The sequence below is a fragment of the Pseudomonas sp. HLMP genome, assembly GCF_046365545.1.
Classification (GTDB): domain Bacteria; phylum Pseudomonadota; class Gammaproteobacteria; order Pseudomonadales; family Pseudomonadaceae; genus Aquipseudomonas; species Aquipseudomonas guariconensis_B.
The window spans coordinates 4,085,148-4,106,624 of sequence record NZ_JBDLLR010000001.1 but is presented as its reverse complement, the minus strand read 5'-3'; the positions used below and the strand labels follow the sequence as shown (position 1 = coordinate 4,106,624).

General features: G+C 65.2%; 18 protein-coding genes. 4 read left to right on the top strand and 14 right to left on the bottom strand.

All coding sequences use genetic code 11. The annotated features are described in order from the left end of the window. Window positions 1-52 precede the first annotated feature (52 nt). From ABFA30_RS18930 to ABFA30_RS18890, 9 genes are all read right to left on the bottom strand, one after another. Window positions 53-1,021 (bottom strand): peptide ABC transporter ATP-binding protein, encoded by a 969-nt coding sequence (locus ABFA30_RS18930; RefSeq protein WP_225788643.1) that lies wholly within the window; start codon window positions 1,019-1,021, stop codon window positions 53-55. Then, on the bottom strand, window positions 1,021-1,989 hold the full coding sequence (locus tag ABFA30_RS18925; RefSeq protein ID WP_225788644.1) for an ABC transporter ATP-binding protein: 969 nt from the start codon (window positions 1,987-1,989) through the stop codon (window positions 1,021-1,023). The genes ABFA30_RS18930 and ABFA30_RS18925 overlap by 1 nt, the downstream gene beginning before the upstream one ends. Window positions 1,990-1,999: 10 nt before the next feature. Continuing rightward, window positions 2,000-2,926, bottom strand: a complete 927-nt coding sequence (locus ABFA30_RS18920; RefSeq protein WP_225788645.1) for an ABC transporter permease subunit — start codon at window positions 2,924-2,926, stop codon at window positions 2,000-2,002. Between the two features lie 10 nt (window positions 2,927-2,936). Then, the gene (locus ABFA30_RS18915) at window positions 2,937-3,947 is read right to left on the bottom strand and encodes an ABC transporter permease subunit (protein ID WP_060515691.1); all 1,011 of its coding nucleotides are present in this window, start codon (window positions 3,945-3,947) and stop codon (window positions 2,937-2,939) included. A 90-nt stretch (window positions 3,948-4,037) separates the two neighbouring features. Then, the gene (locus ABFA30_RS18910; protein ID WP_225788646.1) at window positions 4,038-5,633 is read right to left on the bottom strand and encodes an ABC transporter substrate-binding protein; all 1,596 of its coding nucleotides are present in this window, start codon (window positions 5,631-5,633) and stop codon (window positions 4,038-4,040) included. Between the two features lie 69 nt (window positions 5,634-5,702). After that, window positions 5,703-7,082 carry an OprD family porin gene (locus ABFA30_RS18905; protein ID WP_225788647.1) on the bottom strand — a complete coding sequence of 460 codons (1,380 nt, stop codon included), beginning with the start codon at window positions 7,080-7,082 and terminating at the stop codon, window positions 5,703-5,705. Between the two features lie 225 nt (window positions 7,083-7,307). Continuing rightward, the gene (locus tag ABFA30_RS18900) at window positions 7,308-8,900 is read right to left on the bottom strand and encodes an ABC transporter substrate-binding protein (protein WP_225788648.1); all 1,593 of its coding nucleotides are present in this window, start codon (window positions 8,898-8,900) and stop codon (window positions 7,308-7,310) included. A gap of 158 nt (window positions 8,901-9,058) precedes the next feature. Beyond that, the gene (locus ABFA30_RS18895; RefSeq protein WP_225788649.1) at window positions 9,059-10,684 is read right to left on the bottom strand and encodes an ABC transporter substrate-binding protein; all 1,626 of its coding nucleotides are present in this window, start codon (window positions 10,682-10,684) and stop codon (window positions 9,059-9,061) included. Between the two features lie 506 nt (window positions 10,685-11,190). Then, window positions 11,191-11,907 (bottom strand): SIMPL domain-containing protein, encoded by a 717-nt coding sequence (locus ABFA30_RS18890; protein WP_225788650.1) that lies wholly within the window; start codon window positions 11,905-11,907, stop codon window positions 11,191-11,193. Between the two features lie 209 nt (window positions 11,908-12,116). On the opposite strand from ABFA30_RS18890, the gene ABFA30_RS18885 reads away from it, so the two are divergent. The 4 genes from ABFA30_RS18885 (at window position 12,117) to ABFA30_RS18870 (ending at window position 16,478) form a co-directional block, all read left to right on the top strand. Then, window positions 12,117-13,376, top strand: coding sequence for an ATP-binding protein (locus ABFA30_RS18885; protein WP_225788651.1), 1,260 nt, complete (start codon window positions 12,117-12,119; stop codon window positions 13,374-13,376). Then, window positions 13,373-13,933, top strand: coding sequence for a response regulator transcription factor (locus tag ABFA30_RS18880; RefSeq protein WP_225788652.1), 561 nt, complete (start codon window positions 13,373-13,375; stop codon window positions 13,931-13,933). The genes ABFA30_RS18885 and ABFA30_RS18880 overlap by 4 nt, the downstream gene beginning before the upstream one ends. 184 nt (window positions 13,934-14,117) lie before the next feature. Then, window positions 14,118-15,059 carry an AEC family transporter gene (locus ABFA30_RS18875; RefSeq protein ID WP_225788653.1) on the top strand — a complete coding sequence of 314 codons (942 nt, stop codon included), beginning with the start codon at window positions 14,118-14,120 and terminating at the stop codon, window positions 15,057-15,059. 54 nt (window positions 15,060-15,113) lie between these two features. Then, window positions 15,114-16,478, top strand: a complete 1,365-nt coding sequence (locus ABFA30_RS18870; protein ID WP_225788654.1) for an amino acid permease — start codon at window positions 15,114-15,116, stop codon at window positions 16,476-16,478. A gap of 58 nt (window positions 16,479-16,536) precedes the next feature. Here the strand turns inward: ABFA30_RS18870 and ABFA30_RS18865 are convergent, their stop codons facing one another. The 5 genes from ABFA30_RS18865 to gatA all read right to left on the bottom strand — a co-directional run bounded on the left by ABFA30_RS18865 (window position 16,537) and on the right by gatA (window position 21,464). After that, on the bottom strand, window positions 16,537-16,911 hold the full coding sequence (locus ABFA30_RS18865) for a carboxymuconolactone decarboxylase family protein (protein WP_225788655.1): 375 nt from the start codon (window positions 16,909-16,911) through the stop codon (window positions 16,537-16,539). A 10-nt stretch (window positions 16,912-16,921) separates the two neighbouring features. Continuing rightward, window positions 16,922-17,965, bottom strand: a complete 1,044-nt coding sequence (locus ABFA30_RS18860; protein WP_225788666.1) for a calcium/sodium antiporter — start codon at window positions 17,963-17,965, stop codon at window positions 16,922-16,924. A gap of 61 nt (window positions 17,966-18,026) precedes the next feature. Then, window positions 18,027-18,437 (bottom strand): septal ring lytic transglycosylase RlpA family protein, encoded by a 411-nt coding sequence (locus tag ABFA30_RS18855; RefSeq protein WP_225788656.1) that lies wholly within the window; start codon window positions 18,435-18,437, stop codon window positions 18,027-18,029. Between the two features lie 118 nt (window positions 18,438-18,555). Next, window positions 18,556-20,001, bottom strand: a complete 1,446-nt coding sequence (gatB, locus tag ABFA30_RS18850; protein ID WP_253081373.1) for an Asp-tRNA(Asn)/Glu-tRNA(Gln) amidotransferase subunit GatB — start codon at window positions 19,999-20,001, stop codon at window positions 18,556-18,558. Between the two features lie 11 nt (window positions 20,002-20,012). Then, window positions 20,013-21,464, bottom strand: a complete 1,452-nt coding sequence (gene gatA, locus ABFA30_RS18845; protein ID WP_225788657.1) for an Asp-tRNA(Asn)/Glu-tRNA(Gln) amidotransferase subunit GatA — start codon at window positions 21,462-21,464, stop codon at window positions 20,013-20,015. Window positions 21,465-21,477 lie beyond the last annotated feature (13 nt).

Here is a 21,477-nt window from a genome sequence, read left to right as displayed (position 1 = left end):
ACAGCACTGGATACCGGCGTGGGAGCGGCCTGGCTTGGACGGCTATGCCGCTCTAGAGAAACTGCTCGGCATAGTGGCAGGCCACCTGCCGCGTGCCCACCTGCCTCAGCGCCGGTATCTCCTTGGCGCAGCGCTCCGTGGCATGCGGGCAGCGCTTGTGGAAGGCACAGCCGTCCGGTGGGTTCAGCGGGTTGGGCAGTTCACCGGCGATGCGGATCTTCGGTTTCAGCGGGTCCGGGTGGATCGCCGGCGTCGCCGACAGCAGCGCCTGGGTATAGGGGTGCAGGGGCTTGTCGTAGATGTCCTGCTTCGGCCCCATCTCCGCTGGCCGGCCCAGGTACATCACCAGCACCTGGTCGGCCACGTGGCGCACCACCGCGAGGTTGTGGGAGATGAACACGTAGGCGGTGTTGAACTCCTTCTGCAGGTCCATGAACAGGTTCAGGACCTGCGCCTGGATCGATACGTCCAGCGCCGAGGTCGGCTCGTCGGCCACCAGCACCTTCGGTTGCAGCATCATCGCCCGGGCCAGGGCGATGCGCTGGCGCTGGCCGCCCGAGAACATGTGCGGGTAGCGCTGGTAATGCTCGGGGCGCAGGCCGACCTGCTGCATCATCGCTTGCACTTTCTCGCGGCGCTCGGCCTTGCTCAGCGAGGTGTTGATCAGCAGCGGTTCGGCCAGCTGATCGCCGATCTTCTGCCGGGGGTTGAGCGAGGCGTAGGGGCTCTGGAAGACCATCTGTACATCGCGGCGCAGTTGCTTGCGCTCGGCCTTGCTGGCCCCCTTGACTTCGGTGCCGGCGATTTGCAGCGAGCCGGCGGTCGGCTCCTCGATCAGGGTCAGGGCGCGGGCCAGCGTGGACTTGCCGCAGCCGGACTCACCGACCACGGCCAGGGTCCTGCCGGCCTCCAGCTCGAACGACACGCCATTGAGCGCGCGCACCAGGGCATGGCCCTTGAACAGGCCACGGGAGACTTCGTAGTGACGGGTCAGTTCACGGGCGGATAGGACGACGGTCATCACGCCACCTCCTGGTTCAGCGGGTAGAAGCAACGCACCAGGCTGTGGGCCTGGGGATCGAGGGGCGGACGCTGCCGGCGGCAGTTGTCCTGGACATATGGGCAACGTGGTGACAGCAGGCAACCCTGGGGCCGGTCATAGCGGCCGGGGACGATGCCGGGCAGGGTGGCCAGGCGTTCGGCACCGATGCTGTGCTCGGGGATGGCCGCCAGCAAGGCCTCGCTATAGGGATGGGCAGGGAGGTCGAACAGCTCTGGCACCTGGCCCACTTCCACGGCTTGCCCGGCGTACATCACGCAGACCCGCTTGGCGGTCTCGGCGACCACGGCCAGGTCGTGGGTGATCAGGATGAGCGCCATGTTGCGCTCCTTCTGCAGGTTCACCAGCAGCTCCATGATCTGCGCCTGGATGGTCACGTCCAGGGCGGTGGTCGGCTCGTCGGCGATCAGCAGCTTGGGTTCGCCGGCAATGGCCATGGCGATCGCCACGCGTTGGCTCATGCCGCCGGATAGCTGGTGTGGGTAGGCATCCAGGCGGCTTTCGGCGGCCGGGATCTCGACCTTCTTGAGCAGCTCCAGGGCCCTCTGGCGCGCGGCCTTGCCCTTCAGGCCCAGGTGTTGGCGTAGCACCTCCTCGATCTGGTAGCCCACGGTGTAGCTGGGGTTGAGCGCGGTCATCGGGTCCTGGAAGACCATGGCGATGTCCTTGCCCACCACCTTGCGCCGCTGGCGGCCGCTGAGGCGCAGCATGTCGGTGCCATCGAAGTTCAGGGCATCGGCGGTGATGCGCCCGGGGGCGTCGATCAGGCCCATCAGGGCCATCATGGTCACCGACTTGCCGGAGCCGGACTCGCCGACGATGGCGAGGATCTCGCCGGCCTCCACCGCAAGGTCGAGGCCGTCCACCACGGGCACGGCATTGGCGTCGCCGAAGCGCACGTTCAGGTTGTCGATCTGCAACAGTGACATGGCGTTCTCCTCAGACGGCGTTCTTGAGTTTCGGGTCCAGCGCATCACGCAGCCCGTCGCCCATCAGGTTGATCGCCAGCACGCTGAGCAGGATGGTCAGGCCGGGCAGGCTCACCACCCACCAGGCGCGTTCGATGTAGTCACGGGCCGAGGCCAGCATGGTTCCCCACTCCGGGGTCGGTGGCTGGACGCCGAGGCCGAGAAAGCCCAAGGCAGCAGCGTCGAGGATCGCCGAGGAGAAGCTCAGGGTGGCCTGGACGATCAGCGGTGCCATGCAGTTGGGCAGCACGGTGACGAACATCAGCCGCGGTAGGCCGGCACCGGCCAGGCGCGCGGCGGTGACGTAGTCGCGGTTCAGCTCGCCCATCACGGCGGCACGGGTCAGGCGCACGTAGGACGGCAGCGAGACGATGGCGATGGCGATCACCGTGTTGATCAGGCCGGGGCCGAGGATGGCGACGATGGCCACGGCCAGCAGCAGCGAGGGCAGGGCCAGCATCACGTCCATCAGGCGCATGATCGAGGGGCCGAGGATGTGCGGGAAGAAACCGGCCAGCAGGCCCAGCAGGATCCCCGGCACCAGCGACATCACCACCGACGACAGGCCGATCAGCAGCGACAGCCGGGCGCCCTGGATCAGTCGCGAGAGCAGGTCGCGGCCGAGCTCGTCGGTGCCGAGGATGAACTGCCAGGTGCCGCCTTCCAGCCATACCGGCGGGGTCAGCAGGAAGTCGCGGTATTGCTCGCTCGGATCGTGCGGGGCGACCCAGGGCGCGAACAGCGCGCAGAACACGATCAGGCACATGAAGGCCAGGCCGGCCACCGCACCTTTGTTGCGTGAGAAGGCCTGCCAGAACTCCTTGTACGGCGAGGGGTAGAGCAGGCTCTGGTCCACCGGGCTGGCCGGCGTGACGGATTTCGCAATCGGGCTAGTCATGACGAGGGCCTCAGCGCTGATGACGGATGCGTGGGTTGGCCAGGCCGTAGAGGATGTCCACGACGAAGTTGACCAGGATCACCAGGCAGGCGATCAACAGGATGCCGTTCTGGACCACGGGGTAGTCACGGGCACCGATGGCTTCGATCAGCCACTTGCCGATGCCCGGCCAGGAGAAGATGGTTTCGGTGAGCACGGCGCCGGCCAGCAAGGTGCCGACCTGCAGGCCGAACACGGTCAATACCGGGATCAGCGCGTTGCGCAGGCCGTGCACGAACACCACGCGGGCGGGCGACAGGCCTTTGGCCCGGGCGGTACGGATGTAGTCTTCGCGCAGCACCTCGAGCATGGAGGAGCGGGTCATGCGGGCGATCACCGCCAGCGGGATGGTGCCCAGCACGATGGCCGGCAGGATCAGGTGCATCACCGCGTCCTTGAAGGCGCCTTCTTCGTCGCTGAGCAAGGTATCGATGAGCATGAAGCCAGTCTTCGGCTCGATGTCGTAGAGCAGGTCGATGCGTCCGGACACCGGGGTCCAGCCCAGGCTCACGGAGAAGAACATGATCAGGATCAGGCCCCACCAGAAGATCGGCATGGAGTAGCCAGCCAGGGAGATGCCCATGACCCCGTGGTCGAACAGCGAGCCTCGCTTGAGCGCGGCGATCACCCCGGCCAGCAGGCCGACGATGCCGGCGAACAGCAAGGCGGCGAAGGCCAGCTCCAGGGTGGCCGGGAACAACGTGAGGAATTCGTTCCACACGCTTTCGCGGGTGCGCAGCGACTCGCCCAGGTCGCCCTGGGCCAGTTTGCCGATGTAGTCCAGGTACTGGACCGGCAGGGGCTTGTTCAGGCCCAGGCGCTCCATGGCCTGGGCGTGCATCTCGGGGTCGACCCTGCGCTCGCCCATCATCACTTCCACCGGGTCGCCGGGGATCAGGCGTATGAGCGCGAAGGTCAGCAAGGTGATGCCGAAGAAGGTCGGAATCAACAGGCCTAGGCGCCGGGCAATAAAACTCAACATCGTCGGGTGTACCTCTCCAGGCGGTAGTACGGTCAGCCCGTCAGGGCAATGCCGCCGGTTCCCCGTGGGCTGCCGGCGGTCGTTGTTGTTCTACTTCACCTTGGTGGTGGCGAAGTTGTTGTTGGTCAGAGGGTTGACCACATAACCCTCCACGTTCTCGCGCATGGCCGTGAACATCTTCGGATGGGCCATGCTGATCCAGGGTTGGTCGTCATCGTACACCGCCAACGCCTCGGCATAGAGCCTTGCGCGCTCGTCGTTGTCGATGACCTCGCGGGCGCGGGTGATCAGTTCCTGGAACTTGGGGTTGCACCAGCGGGCATAGTTCTCGCCGTTGCGGGCCGCCTCGCAACTGAGCAGCGGGCCGAGGAAGTTGTCCGGGTCGCCGTTGTCGCTGGCCCAGCCGGTGGAGACCATGTCGGCCTCGCCCTTCTTGGCGCGGCGTAGCATCTCGGCCCATTCCATCATGCGGATATCCAGCTTGATGCCGATCTCGGCCAGGTCCGACTGGAGCATTTCGGCCGACAGGCGTGGATTGGGGTTGGTCGGACCGCCGCCGTTGCGGGTGAACAGGGTCAGTACCGTGCCCTCTGGCACGCCAGCCTCCTTGAGCAAGGCGCGGGCCTTGTCCAGGTCGCGGGGTGGGTTCCGGTTCTCGTCGTTGAAGCCGATCATGCTCGGTGGGTAGGGGTTGACGGCGACCAGCGCGTTGCCCTGGCCGAACAGTTGGTCGACGTGGGGCGTGCGGTCGAAGGCCATGTTGATCGCCTTGCGTACGCGCACGTCGTTCAGGTACTTGCGCTCGGTGTTCATCGCGATGTAGCCGGTGACCAGGGCCTCGGTCTCGGCGACCTTCAGTTTGGGATCGGTCTTGATCGAGGGCACGTCGTCAGGCTTGGGGTAGAGCGCGACCTGGCATTCGTTGGCCCGCAGCTTCTGCAGGCGCACGTTGTTGTCCGGGGTGATGGCGAAGATCAGGGCGTCGGCCGGTGGCTTGCCGCGGAAGTAGTCGGGGTTGGGCTTGTAGCGGACCTGGGCGTCCTTGTTGTAGCGCTGGAAGACGAACGGGCCGGTGCCGATCGGCTTGCTGTTGAGGTCGCGGGTCTTGCCCGTGTTGAGCAACTGGTCGCCGTACTCGGCGGAGTAGATCGAGGTGAAGGCCATGGCCAGGTCACGCAGGAAGGGCGCCTCCGGACGGGTCAGGGTGATCACCACGGTGTGGTCATCGGTCTTGTCCACCGACTTGAGCAGTTCCTTGAAGGCCATGCTCTCGAAATAGGGGTAGCCGACGCTGGTCTTGTCGTGCCACGGGTGGTTCGGGTCGAGCTGGCGGCGCAGGCTCCACAGCACGTCGTCGGCGTTGAATTCACGGGTCGGCTTGAAGTAGTCGGTGGTGTGGAACTTCACCCCTTCGCGCAGGTGGAAGGTGTAGGTGAGTCCGTCGGGGCTGATCTCCCAGCTTTTCGCCAGCGCCGGCTGGATATCGGTAGTGCCGGGCTTGAAGTCGACCAGGCGATTGAAGATGGCCTCGGCCGAGGCGTCGGCGGTGACGGCGGTGGTGTACTGCACGATGTCGAAGCCTTCCGGGCTGGCTTCGGTGCACACCACCAGCGGCTTGGCCGCGAGGTGGGGCGCGGCGCCGAGGATTACTGCCACCAGGGCGGCACGTAGCGGTAGCGATGTCATGGAACCTCCCTGCAGTTTGTTCCAGCGTAGCTGCCACGGCCCGCACAAGGCAGGCCGTGGCGATACGGGTCAGAGAATGTTGAACGGAATGGTCGTGACGATGCGCAGTTCGTCCAGGCTGCCGTCGGCCTGGGCCTTGCTGGCGCGGTGTGCGGTATAAGTGGCGCGGATGCTGGTGTCTTTCAGCGGCCCGCTCTGCACCGCGTAGCTGGTGCCGATGCCCCACTCGTAGTGAGTCTCCCCGTCCATGCCGTTGACATCATAGGCCGTGCCTCGGTAGTGGGTGCCGTCGATACCCCAGCCGCGAGCGTTGTACACATTGAACTTGAGCCCCGGTACGCCATAGGGCGCCATGTTCAGCACGTAGCTGATCTGCAGGGATTTCTCGTTGGGGCCGTTGAAGTCCGACAGCAGCGAGTTGGCCAGGTAGATGCCGTTGGTCTCGTGCAGGTAGTCGAAGTACTCGTTGCCGTTGACCTGCTGCCAGGAGAAGGTCAGCGAGTGGGCCTGGTGGGTCAGGCCGAGCGACAGGCTGTAGGTGTCGTTGTCGATCTCGCCCATCTTCTTGCTGCCGGCATCCACGGTCTTGTAGTAGTTCAGGCCAGTGGTCAGGCTCAGCACCGCACTGTCGCCCAGCACATGGTTGGCACCGAAGTAGTACTGGTTCCAGAAGTCGTCGACCTTGGTGGCGTAGAGGCTGGTGGTCAGGCTCTTGAACGGCTGGTAGTTGACCCCTGCGGTGCTGGCCCGGTCGGTCTCCACGCCGGTGGCGCTGTATTCGCTGCGGAACTTGCTCAGGCTCTGCTCGGTACGTGGCGAGACACGGTCGAAGGTGCCCAGGTCGAACGACAGGTTGTCGAATTCGGCGCTGTGCAGGAACGCGCCCTGGAAGCTCGACGGCAGGGCACGGTTGCCGATATAGGCGATCATCGGTGTATCGACCGACTGGCGCCCGACGGTGAGGGTGGTGTTGGAGATGCGCGCCTTGATGTTGCCCAGGCCCAGCTTGCTCCACTGGCTGACCACGTCGCCGTCGCTGTCGGTGAGGGTCCGGTTGTTGGGCCCGGCCACTGCCGCGCGGCCTTGCTCCAGGGCGATGGCGTTGTAGCCGGCGGCTTCCACGGCAAAGCCGATCGTGCCCTGGGTGAAGCCGGAGCTGTAGTTGAGGATGGTGCCCTGCACCCAGTTGTCGCGGCTGTGGGTGGCGTGGCGGCTGCCGTCGCTCTTGTAGTACTTGAACAGCGGCGCGCGGGTGGCGCGCTCGCGGGCATACCAGTTGCGTGTGCTGCCGGTCAGGCTCTGGCCGGCGAGGAAACCGCTGGCCTCGTCCTGCTCGCTGCCTGACTTGAGGCTGATCGGGATGAAGTCCTGGCTGGCGGGTTCGGCCTGGGCGGTGGCGCAGAACGCGCCGATGGACAGGGCCAGTGCGGTGAGTGTGGTTCGTCTCAAGATGAAAGCTCCCTTTCTTTTTTTTTTAGTTATCACCCGGGCCTCGTGAGCCGGATGTCGTTGCGGTGACGCGGTGTTGCACAGGTTTGCCGCGGGATCGCCGGGCAAATTCGGGAAGACTCAGGAGGTATGTGGCGCGGCTGCTTTCAGTGCCGCCCAGCCCTGGCCTCTTCGCGGGCAAGCCCGCTCCCACAAGCACTGCGTGGGAGTGCGGGGCAGGGATGTTCAATCAACGCTCACGCCCGAGAAGTCGTTGCGTCCGAAAGGGCTGACCTTGAAGTCGACGACCTTGGCGCTGATCGGCTGGTTGACCGTGGAGTGGGCCACCGGCGTGATCGGCACCTGTTGCTTGAGGCGCTGCTGGGCTTGTTGGTAGAGGGCGGTGCGCTGCTCGCGGTCGGTCACCTGCTTGGCCTGCTTGACCAGGGTGTCGTACTCCTGGTCGCACCATTGGGAGTAGTTGTTGCTGCCGATGGCGTCGCAGCTGTACAGGGTACCCAGCCAGTTGTCCGGGTCGCCGTTGTCGCCGGTCCAGCCGATCAGGGCGATGTCGTGTTCGCCGTTCTTCATGCGCTTGAGGTATTCGCCCCACTCGTAGCTGACGATGCGCACCTTCAGGCCGACCTTGCCCCAGTCGGCCTGGAGCATTTCGGCCATCAGCTTGGCATTGGGGTTGTAGGGGCGCTGCACCGGCATGGCCCACAGGGTGACCTCGGTGCCTTCCTCGACCCCGGCGGCCTTGAGCAGGGCACGGGCCTTGTCCGGGTCGAAGCCGGCGTCCTCGATGCTGTCGTCGTAGGACCACTGGGTCGGCGGCATGGCATTGACCGCCAGTTGCCCAGCTTCTTGGTAGACCGCCTGGACGATCGCCTGCTTGTTCACCGCCATGTCCATGGCCTGGCGTACTTCCAGGCGATCGAAAGGCGGGTGCTGGGTGTTGTAGGCGATGTAGCCGAGGTTGAAGCCTGGCTTCTGCAGGATCTGCAGCGAGCTGTCGGCCTTCAGGGTCGGCAGGTCGGCCGGGCGCGGATGGAGGGTGACCTGGCACTCGTTGCGGCGCAGCTTCTGGATGCGTACCGACGGGTCGATGTTGATGGAGAACACCAGGTTGTCGATCTTCACCTCTTGCGCTGCCCAGTAGTCCTTGTTGCCCTTGTAGCGGATCTGCGAATCCTTCTGGTAGCGCTGGAACACGAAGGGGCCGGTGCCGATGGGTTTCTGGTTGATGTCGCTGGGCCGACCCTGGGCCAGCAGGTAGTCGGCGTATTCAGCGGAGAGGATCGAGGCGAAGCTCATGGCCAGGTTCTGGATGAATGCGGCATCGACGGTATTGAGGGTAAAGGTCACGCTCAGCGGGCCGCTCTTCTCGATGTGGGCGATGTTCTTGTCCAGGCCCATGCTGACGAAGTAGGGGAACTCGGTGGGGTAGGCCTTGCGGAACGGGTGCTGCCTGTCGAGCATGCGCTGGAAGGTGAACAGCACATCGTCGGCGTTGAAGTCGCGGCTTGGCGTGAAGTCCTTGTTGCCGTGGAACTTCACCCCTTCGCGCAACTGGAAGGTGTAGCGCAGGCCATCCTCGGACACCTGCCAGGCGGTGGCCAGGGCCGGCTGCACGGCGGTGCCGCCACGCTCGAACTCGACCAGGCGGTTGTAGATGGGCTCGGCGGCGTCGTTGTCGGTGGCACTGGTGTACTGGGCCGTGTCGAAACCGGCCGGGCTGCCTTCGGAGCAGAACACCAGGTTCTTGGCGAGCAGGGTCGGGGCCTGGGGTAGCAGGCCGAGGCCGAGCAGGGTGGCGAGCAGTGTGGCGTGGCGCATGGCGAATCCTTGTCCATTGGTTTTCGCCGGCCCAGGTAGCAGGCGCGGCAACAGGAGCCCGACCCGCTGCGGATGGCAGCGGGAGGACGTTTGGTCTGTAGTGCGTGGGTGGCGCGAGGGGCCGCCGGCCGGTCAGGCCAGCGGCGCAGGGGCTTGCCCTATTTCTCCACGCTCACGCCGTAGAAGGAGTTCAGGCCGAAGGGGCTGATCTTGAAGTCCTTCACCTTGGCGCTCATCGGCTGGTACACGGTGGAGTGGGCGATGGGGGTCAAGGGCACCTGTTCCTTGAGGATGTGCTGGGCCTTCTGGTACAGCTCGGTGCGCTTGGCCTGGTCGGAGGTCGCCTTGGCTTGCTTGATCAGGTCGTCGTAGGGCTTGTAGCACCACTTGGAGAAGTTGTTGCCTTCCAGGGCATCGCAGCCGAACAGCACGCCCAGCCAGTTGTCTGGGTCGCCGTTGTCGCCGCTCCAGCCGATCAGCATGGCGCCGTTCTCGCCGCCCTTGGAGCGCTTGATGTACTCGCCCCACTCGTAGCTGACGATCTTGGCCTTGATGCCGACCTTGGCCCAGTCGGACTGCAGCATCTCGGCCATCAGCTTGGCATTGGGGTTGTAGGGGCGCTGCACCGGCATGGCCCACAGGGTGATCTCGGTACCGTCCTTGACCCCGGCCTCCTTGAGCAGGGCCTTGGCCTTCTCCGGGTCGTAGGGGGCGTCCTTGATGCTGGTGTCGTAGGACCACTGGGTCGGTGGCATGGCGTTGACGGCCAGCTGGCCGGCGCCCTGGTACACCGAGTCGATGATCTGCTGCTTGTTCACCGCCATGTCCAGGGCCTGGCGCACCTTGAGCTGGGCCATGGGGTTGGGCTCGTTGCTGCCCTTGATCTTGTCCATCACGTTGTAGGCGATGTAGCCGAGGTTGAAGCCGGCCTGTTCAGGCATCTGCAGCTTCGGGTCTTTTTTCAGCGGCTCGATGTCGGCCGGGCGAGGGAACAGCGTGACCTGGCATTCGTTCTTTTTCAGCTTCTGCATGCGCACCGAGGCATCGGTGCTGATGGCGAAGATCAGGTTGTCGATCTTGACGTCCTCGGGTTGCCAGTAGTCCTTGTTGCCCTTGTAGCGGATCTGCGCGTCCTTCTGGTACTTGCTGAACACGAACGGGCCAGTGCCGATCGGCTTCTGGTTGATGTCGGCGGCCTTGCCCTGCTTGAGCAACTGGTCGGCGTATTCGGCGGACTGGATCGAGGCGAAGCTCATGGCCAGGTTCTGGATGAAGGCGGCATCGACGTCGTTGAGGACGAAGCGCACGGTGTGCTCGTCGAGCTTCTCGATACGGGCGATGTTCTTGTCCATGCCCATGTCGGTGAAGTAGGGGAACTCGGTGGGGTAGGCCTTGCGAAAGGGATGGTCCTTGTCGAGCATGCGGTTGAAGGTGAACAGCACGTCATCGGCGTTGAAGGGACGGGTCGGCTTGAAGTAGTCGGTGGTGTGAAACTTGACGCCTTCACGTAGGTGGAAGGTGTAGGCCTTGCCATCCTCGGAAACCTCCCAGCGGGTGGCCAGGCCGGGAATGACCGCGGTGCCCCCGCGTTCGAACTGGGTCAGGCGGTTGAAGATGGTTTCGGCCGAGGCATCGAAGTCGGTTCCGGTGGTGTATTGGCCTGGGTCGAAACCGGCCGGGCTGCCTTCGGAACAGAACACCAGGTTGGTCGCGGCGAGGGCGGTGGGTGTGCCGGCTAGCAAGCCTGCGCCGACCAGGAACGGAATGACTGCGTGTTTGAGCATGGTGGCCTCATTGTTGTCATTTTTCGATTGAGGCGGCCTCGTGAGCCGACCTGGGGATACTTATGCAGGGGGTATTCCCAATGCAACAGGGAGGAGGATAGTTGGCGTCAAAAGTGTGGTACGGACGTACATGGATGTCGCATTCGTGTAACTTTTTACGAAGTTGAACGTTTGCGTGGCGTGGAAGGGTGAGATTTTCAAGATATTTCGCACTAAATGGGGCAAGCGGATGCACCGGTTTAGAGCGTAGGAAACGGCTGAACTGGGTATAGGTTTTCGGCTACAAGGGGGAGGGAGAGAGGGGCGGTTGGGGCTGGCCGGCCAGGCTTAGGGCCGCTTCGCGCCCCATCGCGGGCAAGCCCGCTCCCACATGATCCTGCAAACCGCATCATTGGCGGTCGATTCGGACCCTGTGGGAGCGGGCTTGCCCGCGATGGGGCGCGAAGCGGCCCCAAGACAGCTTGCCTGACCGCATTGGGCTTCGCTCCCGAAGCGGCCCTCGGCTATCAGGGCATCTGCACTTCGATCAAGCCATCCGCGTTCATGCTGACTTCGCTGGTGCCGGCCTCGATGTCCGGTGCTGGTGCCGACTCGTCGGCGATCATGGCCTTGGCGGCCATCGGTGCGCTGCGCAGGTACGGGCGCGGGTAGCCGCTGCTGTTGAGGTTCAGGCTGACGACCTTGTAGCCCGTGCCGCCGAGCGCCTCGGTAGCCAATTGAGCGCGGGCCTTGAAGGCGTTGACGGCATCCTTGAGCAGCGCGTCTTCGCTGGCCTTGCGGGTGGCCGGGGCGATGGAGAAGTCCATGCCGCCCATCTTCAGGTCCTGCAGCAGTTCACCGGTGAGCTTGGACAGGGCCGGGAAGTCGGCGCTCTCCAGGCGCAGTTCGGCGCGCTCGCGCCAGCCGGTGATCTTCTGGCCCTTGCTGTCGTAGACCGGGTAGCTGTTGCGGCTGCCCTGGCTGATCTTCACCTCCTTGACCTGGCGAGCCTGTTGCACGGCCTTGTTCATGGTCTCGGTGATCTGCTTGGCGAGCTTGCCGGGGTCGCTGTTCTGGGCTTCGCTGTACAGGGTCACGACCATCAGGTCGCGCGCCACTTCCTTGCTGACTTCGGCACGCAGCGACACTTGGTTGTAGCGCGGTGCCTCGGCCGCCAGCGTGGGCAGGCTGGCGAGCAGGCCACAGGACAGGATCAGGGCTGTGCCGCGACGAGGGATTTGCATGTAGGGCTCCTTGGCAATGAAATGCATGGTCCATCAGACCGGAAACAGTGTAGTGGGTTCATGGGGCGACTCCGAGCTTCAATCTCCGAGCGCCGCGCTTCAAGCTGCAAGCTGGATCCGAGTGTGGCGCTTTGCCGCATCGCTGCAGCGGGGCGCCTGGCTTCGGTATACTCCAGCCGTTTTCCCTGGAGCACTCATCAGGAGAGCTCATGCTCGCCGTCGCACATCCGCTGTCCGCCACCCGCCAGAACCTCTGGCGCCTGACCTTCATTCGCATCCTGGTCCTGGCCGCCCAGGCCGGCTCCGTAGGCGTGGCCTACTGGACCGAACTGCTGCCGCTGCCCTGGTTCTCCCTGGCGGTGACCCTGGCCCTGTCGTCCCTGCTGTGCGCCTTCACCGCCCTGCGCCTGCGCCTGTCGCTGCCGGTCACCGAGTTCGAATACGCCTTCCAGCTGGCCTGCGACCTGCTGATCCACAGCGCCTTGCTGTATTACTCGGGTGGCTCGACCAACCCCTTCGTCTCCTATTACCTGGTGCCCCTGGCGATCGCCGCGGTGACCCTGCCGTGGATCTACTCGCTGGTGCTTTCCGGCATCGCCCTGGCGGCCTACAGCCTGCTGCTGGTGCAGTTCTACCCGCTCGAGACCCTGCCGCTGGCGCGGGACAAGATGCAGGTCTACGGCATGTGGTTGAGCATCGCCCTGGCGGCGGGGGTGATCACCTTCTTCGCCGCGCGCATGGCCGAGGAGCTGCGCCGGCAGGAGCAGTTGCGCGCCGAGCGCCGCGAAGAGAGTTTGCGTGACGAGCAACTGCTGGCCGTGGCCACCCAGGCTGCCGGGGCGGCCCACGAACTGGGCACGCCGCTGGCGACCATGAGCGTGCTGCTCAACGAGATGCGCCAGGACCATACCGACCCGCAGTTGCAGGAAGACCTCATGGTGCTCCAGGACCAGGTCAAATTGTGCAAGGAGACCTTGCAGCAACTGGTGCGTGCCGCCGAGGCCAACCGGCGCATGAGCGTGGTGGAGCAGGAGGTGACCGTCTGGCTCGACGAGGCGCTCAACCGTTGGCACCTGATGCGTCCGGAGGCCAGCTACCGTTTCCAGCGCCTGCGCGACGGCGAGGTGCCGCGCCTGACCCCGCCCCCAGACCTGACCCAGGCCCTGCTGAACCTGTTGAACAACGCTGCCGACGCCTGCCCGGACGACCTGGAGGTACGCCTGGACTGGGACGACCAGGACATCCTCATCAGCATCCGCGACCATGGGCCGGGCGTGCCCGTGGCCATCGCCGAGGCGATCGGCAAACCCTTCTTTACCACCAAGGGCAAAGGCTTCGGCCTGGGCCTGTTCCTGAGCAAGGCCAGCGTGACGCGTGCTGGCGGCTCGGTGAAACTCTATAGTCATGAACAGGGCGGCACCCTTACCGAGCTGCGCCTGCCCCATGGCAAGCGAGGAGATGAACGATGAGCGAAGAAAACCAGGTCGAGGGCGAAGAGCTGCCACACCTGCTGCTGGTGGACGACGACGCCACCTTCACCCGGGTCATGGCCCGTGCCATGAGCCGTCGCGGTTTCCGCGTGAGCACTGCGTCCTGCGCCGAAGAGGGGCTGGTGCTGGCCAAGCAGGATGTGCCGGACTACGCGACCCTGGACCTCAAGATGGAAGGCGATTCGGGGTTGGTGCTGTTGCCCAAGCTGCTGGAGCTGGATCCGGAGATGCGGGTGCTGATCCTCACCGGCTACTCGAGCATCGCCACGGCGGTCGAGGCCATCAAGCGCGGAGCCTGCAACTACCTGTGCAAACCGGCTGACGCGGACGATGTGGTGGCGGCGTTGCTGTCCGAGCATGCGGACCTGGATTCGCTGGTGCCGGAGAACCCGATGTCGGTGGATCGGCTGCAGTGGGAACATATCCAGCGGGTGTTGGCCGAGCACGATGGCAATATCTCCGCGACCGCGCGGGCGCTGGGGATGCATCGGCGTACGCTGCAGCGCAAGTTGCAGAAGCGGCCGGTACGGCGCTGAAGCCGAGGGTTCGATTCGCGGAGCGTCGGCTGGCTGTCGGGGCTGCAAGGCAGCCCCGATGTGCGCCCCGCCTGGCTCACCCTGTACCCAGCAGCAAAACCCGAAGAAGTCACAGCAAGATCCCCGCAAAACCTGACGGGTCGCGTATCATTAGCCCCCTAACGGCAACCCCTCAGGACCTGCAATGCTCGCCCTCTTCATCCAGACGCTGAACATCACGGCCCCGGTGTTCGCCATGCTGTTCATGGGCGTGCTTCTCAAGCGTATCCGGCTGATCGACGACAATTTCAACAAGGTCGCCTCGACCTTGGTCTTCAACGTCTGCATGCCGGCCCTGCTGTTCCTCGGCATCTACCACGCCGACCTGGCCGCCGCAGTCAAGCCTGGGGTCCTCCTGTATTTCGTCGCCGCGACCCTGCTCAGCTTCGCCATTGCCTGGGGCCTGGCGATCTGGCGCTGCCCGCCGGCCGATCGCGGCATCTATACCCAGGGTGCGTTCCGCGGCAACAACGGGGTGATCGGCCTGGCCCTGGCGGCGAGCCTGTATGGCGACTACGGCATCTCCCTGGGCGCGGTGCTCGCCGGCCTGGTGATCCTCATGTACAACTCGCTGTCGGTGGTGGTCCTGGCGGTCTACAGCCCGGACCTGAAGTCCGACCCCTGGAGCCTGTGCAAGAACATCTTCAGCAACCCGTTGATCCTCAGCGTACTGGTGGCCACGCCCATGGCCTACGGCCAGGTGCCACTGCCCAATTGGTTGCTGACATCCGCCGACTACCTGGCCCAGATGACCCTGCCCCTGGCGCTGATCTGCATCGGTGGCACCCTGTCGCTGGCGGCCTTGCGCGACAGTGGCAAGCTGGCCATCGACGTCAGCCTGGTGAAGATGGTCTGGCTGCCGCTGTTGGGTACCCTGGGCGCCTGGCTCTGCGGTTTCCGTGGCGCCGAACTGGGCATCCTGTTCCTCTACATCGGCAGCCCGACGGCAGCGGCGAGCTACGTCATGGCGCGGGCGGCCAACGGCAATCACCAGTTGGCGGCCTCGATCATCGTGATCACCACGCTTTTGGCGGCAATCACTACCAATATCGGCATTTTTATCTTGCAGTGGGGCGGATGGATCTAGATCCTCGACTGCCGACAACACCAACAACACTGCCTCCTGACCTGAGGACACTTCATGCAAGACCAGCGTACGCCCGAGCAGTTGCAGCGCGGGCTGAAGAATCGCCATATCCAGCTCATCGCACTGGGTGGCGCCATCGGCACCGGGCTGTTCCTGGGTATCGCCCAGACCATCCAGCTGGCCGGCCCGTCCGTCCTGCTGGGCTACGCCGTGGCCGGCCTGATGGCCTTCCTGATCATGCGCCAGTTGGGCGAGATGGTGGTCGAGGAGCCGGTCGCCGGTAGTTTCAGCCACTTCGCCCACCAATACTGGAGCGAGTTCGCAGGCTTCGTCTCGGGCTGGAACTACTGGGTGGTGTACGTGCTGGTGGGCATGGCCGAGCTGACCGCGGTCGGCATCTACGTGCAGTACTGGTGGCCGGGCTTCCCCACCTGGGCCACGGCGGCGATCTTCTTCGTGGTGATCAACGCGATCAACCTGACCCAGGTGAAGGTGTATGGCGAGCTGGAGTTCTGGTTCGCCCTGGTCAAGGTAGTGGCCATCGTCAGCATGATCGTCTTCGGTGCCTGGCTGCTGGGCAGTGGCCAGGGCGGGCCGGACGCCAGCGTGGCCAACCTGTGGCAGTACGGTGGCTTCTTCCCGAATGGCGTCACCGGCTTGATCATGGCCCTGGCGGTGATCATGTTCTCCTTCGGTGGGCTGGAGCTGGTGGGGATCACCGCTGCCGAAGCGGACAACCCGCGTGTGAGCATCCCGAAGGCCACCAACCAGGTGGTCTACCGCATCCTGATCTTCTACATCGGCGCCCTGGCGGTGCTGCTGTCGCTGTATCCGTGGCAGAAGGTGGTGCAGGGCGGCAGCCCGTTCGTGATGATCTTCCATGAACTGGACAGCGACCTGGTGGCCACCGTGCTCAATGTCGTGGTGCTTACTGCGGCCTTGTCGGTCTACAACAGCTGCGTGTACTGCAACAGCCGCATGCTGTTCGGCCTGGCGACCCAGGGCGATGCGCCGCGCCAGTTGCTCAAGGTCAACCGCCGTGGCGTGCCGCTGGCGGCGCTGGGCGTCTCTGCCGTGGCCACCGGCCTGTGCGTGGTGATCAACTACCTGATGCCGGGCGAAGCCTTCGGCCTGCTGATGGCCCTGGCGGTGTCGGCGTTGGTGATCAACTGGGCGAGCATCAGCATCACCCACCTGAAGTTCCGCAGGGCCAAGCTGGCGGGGGGCATCGTGCCGTTCTACCGCAGCTGGGGGCATCCGCTCACCAACTACTTGTGCCTGGCGTTCATCGCGCTGATCCTGGTGGTGATGTACCTGACGCCGCCGATCCGCATCTCGGTGATGTTGATTCCGCTGTGGATCGCGGTGCTGTGGGTGGCGTTTCGTCTGAAGAAGCAGCGCCAGCTCGTCAGGGGCTGATCTGTTCTTTCACGGTGGAGCATTCGCGGGCTTGCCCGCGAATGGCGCGCCGCGAAAATCAGGCTGGGTAGCTGTCGATCACTTCCTGTGCCGCGCGGAACGCGTCGATCGCCGCCGGCACCCCCGCATAGACCGCGCAGTGCAGCAGCGCCTCGCGGATTTCCTCCACCGTGCAGCCGTTGTTCAGTGCGCCACGCACATGACCCTTGAGCTCTTGCGGGCACTTCAAGGCCGTCAGCGTGGCCAGGGTGATCAGGCTGCGGGTCTTCAGCGCCAGTCCTTCGCGGGCCCAGACGCTACCCCAGGCGTGCTCGTTGACGAAGTCCTGCAGGGGTTGGGTGAAGTCGGTGGCATTGCCCAGGGCACGGTCGACGAAGGCGTCGCCCATTACCTGGCGGCGGATCTGCTCGCCGGATTTGCGTGTGTCAGCCATGTTGTTTTCCTTAGTGTTGGCGGCGCCAGGCGCGCAGGGTCGTGTACAGCAAGAGCACCCCGAGCACCGGCATCACGTAGAACAGCATCAGTTTTTCCAGGCGACCGGCCAGCGGCATGCCAGTGGTGAAGGCCACCACGTGCAGACCATAGGCCAGGTACAGGCAGAGGAATACCAGGCCTTCGGCGCGGGTGACTCGATAGCCGGAGTAGAACACCGGCAGGCTCAGCGCGGCCACCCCGAGCATCACCGGCAGGTCGAAGTCCAGGGCGTTGGGCGAGATCGACAGCGGTTCGGGGGTAACCAGCGCGGTCAGCCCCAGCACTGCCAGCAGGTTGAACAGGTTGCTGCCGATCACCGTACCCACCGCGATCTCCCGCTCCCCGCGCAGGGCGGCCACCAGGGCGGCAGCCAGCTCTGGCAGGGAGGTGCACACGGCGACCACGGTCAGGCCAATGATCCGCTCGGACAATCCCAGGTCCGTGGCCACCTCCACCGAGGCCTCCAGCAGCAGGTGGCCGGCCAGGCTCAGGAGAACCAGGCCGAGCAGGACCTGCAGCGTCGCAGCGCTCCAGAAGCGCCCTGCGCTGGTGTGTACCGCCTCGGGCGCCGGGTAGGTACGGGCGTAGTGGCGCGACTGATGCCAGAGCATCCCCAGGTAGCCCAGCAGGCCAAGCAGCAGCAACAGGCCTTCCAACCGGCCGAACTGGCCGTTGGCCGCCAGCAGGTAGACCAGGCCGCTGGCGACGATCATCAATGGAATGTCCAGGCGCACCAGTTGCCTGGACACACGCAACGGGATGATCAGCGCAGCCAGGCCCAGGATCACCAGGACATTGAAGATGTTGCTGCCGATCACGCTGCCCACGGCGACATCCGGTGCGCCCTGGTAGGCCGCCTGCAGGCTCACGGTGAGCTGCGGCGCGGTGCTGCCGAACGCCACCAGGCTCAGGCCGATGATCAGCGGTCGTACATGCAGGCGCAGGGCCAGGCGCACGGCGGCGCGCACCAGCAGCTCGGCGCCGATCACCAGCAACACGAGGCCCAGGCCCAGTTGCAGGAGGCTGAAGGTGGGGAGGGTGGCCAGGTCGAAAATGGTCGAGACTCCTGTCGGCTCAGTTGCTCAGACCTTGTACCCGGACGCGCGCCGTTCCGCTACGGAGCATGCCGATTTTTTCTGCCGCGGCGCGCGACAGGTCGATCAGCCGGCCGCGAGTGTGCGGACCGCGGTCGTTGATGCGCACCACCACGCTGCGCTGGTTGGCAAGGTTGGTGACCCGCACCCGGCTGCCGAAGGGCAGGCTGCGGTGGGCGGCGGTCAGGCCGTGCTGGTTGAAGGGTTCGCCGCTGGCGGTGCGCTTGCCGTGGTGGCGTGAGCCGTACCAGGAGGCCGTGCCGGACTGGTCGTAGCCGCGGGGGTCGATGTCGTGGCTGGCGCAGCCGGCCAGCAGGAAGAGGAGCGCCAGGGCGCTGAGGGCGTGTCTTGTCAAGTCGAAGGCTCCGAGACTGCATCCTTTGCGGCCCATCGCGGAGCGAGCCCGCTCCCACTGGTTCCCGAAAGGCCCAGGGGGCGGGGAACCTGTGGGAGCGGGCTCGTCCCGTGAACGAGGGCGGGGCCCTCGTCGGGCTACAGGGGTAAAACGATTACCCTTCGAGCTTGGCCTTGAGCAATTGGTTCACTTGCCCCGGGTTGGCCTTGCCCTTGGAGGCCTTCATCGCCTGGCCGACGAAGAAGCCGAACATCTTGCCGCGCTTGGCCTCGTCGGCGGCGCGGTACTGTTCGACCTGCTCGGCGTTGGCGGCGAGCACTTCGTCGAGCATCTTGTCGATCGCGCCGGTATCGGTGACCTGCTTGAGGCCGCGGCTCTCGATGATGCTGTCGGCGTCGCCTTCACCGGCGGCCATGGCCTCGAACACGGTCTTGGCGATCTTGCCGCTGATGGTGTTGTCGCGGATGCGCAGCAGCATGCCGCCGAGCTGCTCGGCGCTGACCGGCGCCTGGTCGATCTCCACGCCCAGCTTGTTGAGCAGGCTGCCCAGCTCGACCATCACCCAGTTGGCGGCCAGCTTGGCGTCGCCGCCGATGCTGGCGACCTTCTCGAAGTAGTCGGCCTGCTCGCGGCTGGCCGCCAGCACGTTGGCATCGTAGGCCGACAGGCCGTACTGGCTCTGGAAGCGCTCGACCTTCTGTTGCGGCAGCTCCGGCAGGCCAGCGCGGACGGTTTCCAGGAAGCTGTCCTCGATGACCACCGGCAGCAGGTCCGGGTCGGGGAAGTAACGGTAGTCGTTGGCTTCCTCCTTGCTGCGCATGGAGCGGGTCTGGTCCTTGTTCGGGTCGTACAGGCGGGTTTCCTGCACCACCGTGCCGCCGTCCTCGATCAGGTCGATCTGGCGCTGGATCTCGTAGTTGATCGCTTTCTCGATGAAGCGGAACGAGTTGACGTTCTTGATCTCGCAGCGGGTACCGAACTCGGCCTGGCCCTTGGGGCGTACCGAGACGTTGCAGTCGCAGCGCAGCGAGCCCTCGGCCATGTTGCCGTCGCAGATCCCGAGGTAGCGCACCAGGGCGTGGATCGCCTTGACGTAGGCCACGGCCTCCTTGGCGCTGCGCATGTCCGGCTCGGACACGATCTCCAGCAGCGGGGTGCCGGCGCGGTTCAGGTCGATGCCGGTGGAGCCGCTGAAGTCTTCATGCAGGCTCTTGCCGGCGTCTTCCTCCAGGTGCGCGCGGGTGATGCCGACGCGCTTGATGGTGCCGTCCTCCAGGGCGATGTCCAGGTAGCCCTTGCCGACGATCGGCAGGTCCATCTGGCTGATCTGATAGCCCTTGGGCAAGTCGGGGTAGAAGTAGTTCTTGCGCGCGAACACGTTGCGCTTGCCGATCTGGGCATTGATCGCCAGGCCGAACATGCAGGCCATGCGCACGGCTTCCTGGTTGAGCACCGGCAGCACGCCGGGCATCCCCAGGTCGACCAGGCTGGCCTGGGTGTTCGGCTCGGAGCCGAAGGTGGTGGCGCTGCCGGAGAAGATCTTCGACTGGGTGGCGAGCTGGGTATGAATCTCCAGCCCGATCACAACTTCCCATTGCATGTGTGAATTCCTCAGAAGCCGTTGGGGGCGCGGGTGTGCCAGTCGGTGACTTGCTGGTAGCGGTGCGCGACGTTGAGCAGGCGGCCTTCCTGGAAGTACGGGGCCAGCAACTGCACGCCCACCGGCAGGCCATCGACGAAGCCGGCGGGCATCGACAGGCCCGGCAGGCCCGCCAGGTTGGCGGTGATGGTGTAGACGTCCTCGAGGTAGGCGGCGACCGGATCGCTGCTCTTGGCGCCGAGCTTCCAGGCTGGGTTCGGCGTGGTCGGGCCAAGGATCAGGTCGACCTCTTCGAAGGCGGCCATGAAGTCGTTCTTGATCAGGCGGCGGATCTGCTGCGCCTTGAGGTAGTAGGCGTCATAGTAGCCAGCCGACAGGGCATAGGTGCCGACCATGATGCGCCGCTGCACCTCGGCGCCGAAGCCTTCGCCACGCGAGCGCTTGTACAGGTCGGTGAGGTCCTTGGGCGCCTCGCAGCGATAGCCGAAGCGTACGCCGTCGAAGCGTGACAGGTTGGAGGAAGCCTCTGCCGGGGCGATCACGTAGTAGGCCGGGATGGCGTGCTGCATGTTCGGCAGGCTGATTTCCTTCACCACCGCGCCGAGCTTTTCCAGCTCCTTGACGCTGGCCTGGACCAGGTCGGCGATGCGCGAGTCGAGGCCGGCGCCGAAGTATTCCTTCGGCAGGCCGATGCGCAGGCCTTCCAGCGAGCCGTTCAGCGCGGCGCTGTAGTCCGGTACCGGCTCGTCGATGCTGGTGGAGTCCTTGGCATCGAAGCCGGCCATGCCTTGCAGCAGCAGGGCGCAGTCCTCGGCGGTGCGCGCCATCGGGCCGCCCTGGTCGAGGCTCGAGGCGTAGGCGATCATGCCCCAGCGCGAGACGCGGCCGTAGGTCGGTTTGAGGCCGGTGAGGTTGGTCAGGGCCGCCGGCTGGCGGATCGAGCCGCCGGTATCGGTGCCGGTGGCGGCCGGCAACAGGCGCGCGGCCACGGCGGCAGCCGAGCCGCCCGACGAGCCGCCAGGAACGTGCTCGAGGTTCCACGGGTTCTTCACCGCGCCGTAATGGCTGGACTCGTTGGCCGAGCCCATCGCGAACTCGTCCATGTTGGTCTTGCCCAGGGTGACCATGCCGGCTTCGGCCAGCTTGGCGACCACGGTGGCGTCATAGGGCGCCTTGAAGTTGTCGAGCATCTTCGAGGCGCAGCTGGTGCGGATGCCTTGGGTGCAGAACAGGTCCTTGTGGGCGATCGGCGCACCGAGCAGGGCGCCGCCCTCGCCGGCGGCGCGGCGGGCGTCGGCGGCACGGGCCTGTTGCAGGGCCAGCTCCTCGGTGACGCTGATGAAGCTGTTGATCTGCGGGTCGAGTTGCTGGATGCGCGCCAGCAGGGCGGCGGTCAGCTCTTCGGAGGAAAACGACTTGTCGGCGAGTCCGCGGGCGATCTCGGCCAGGGTCAATTGATGCATGGCAGGCTCTATC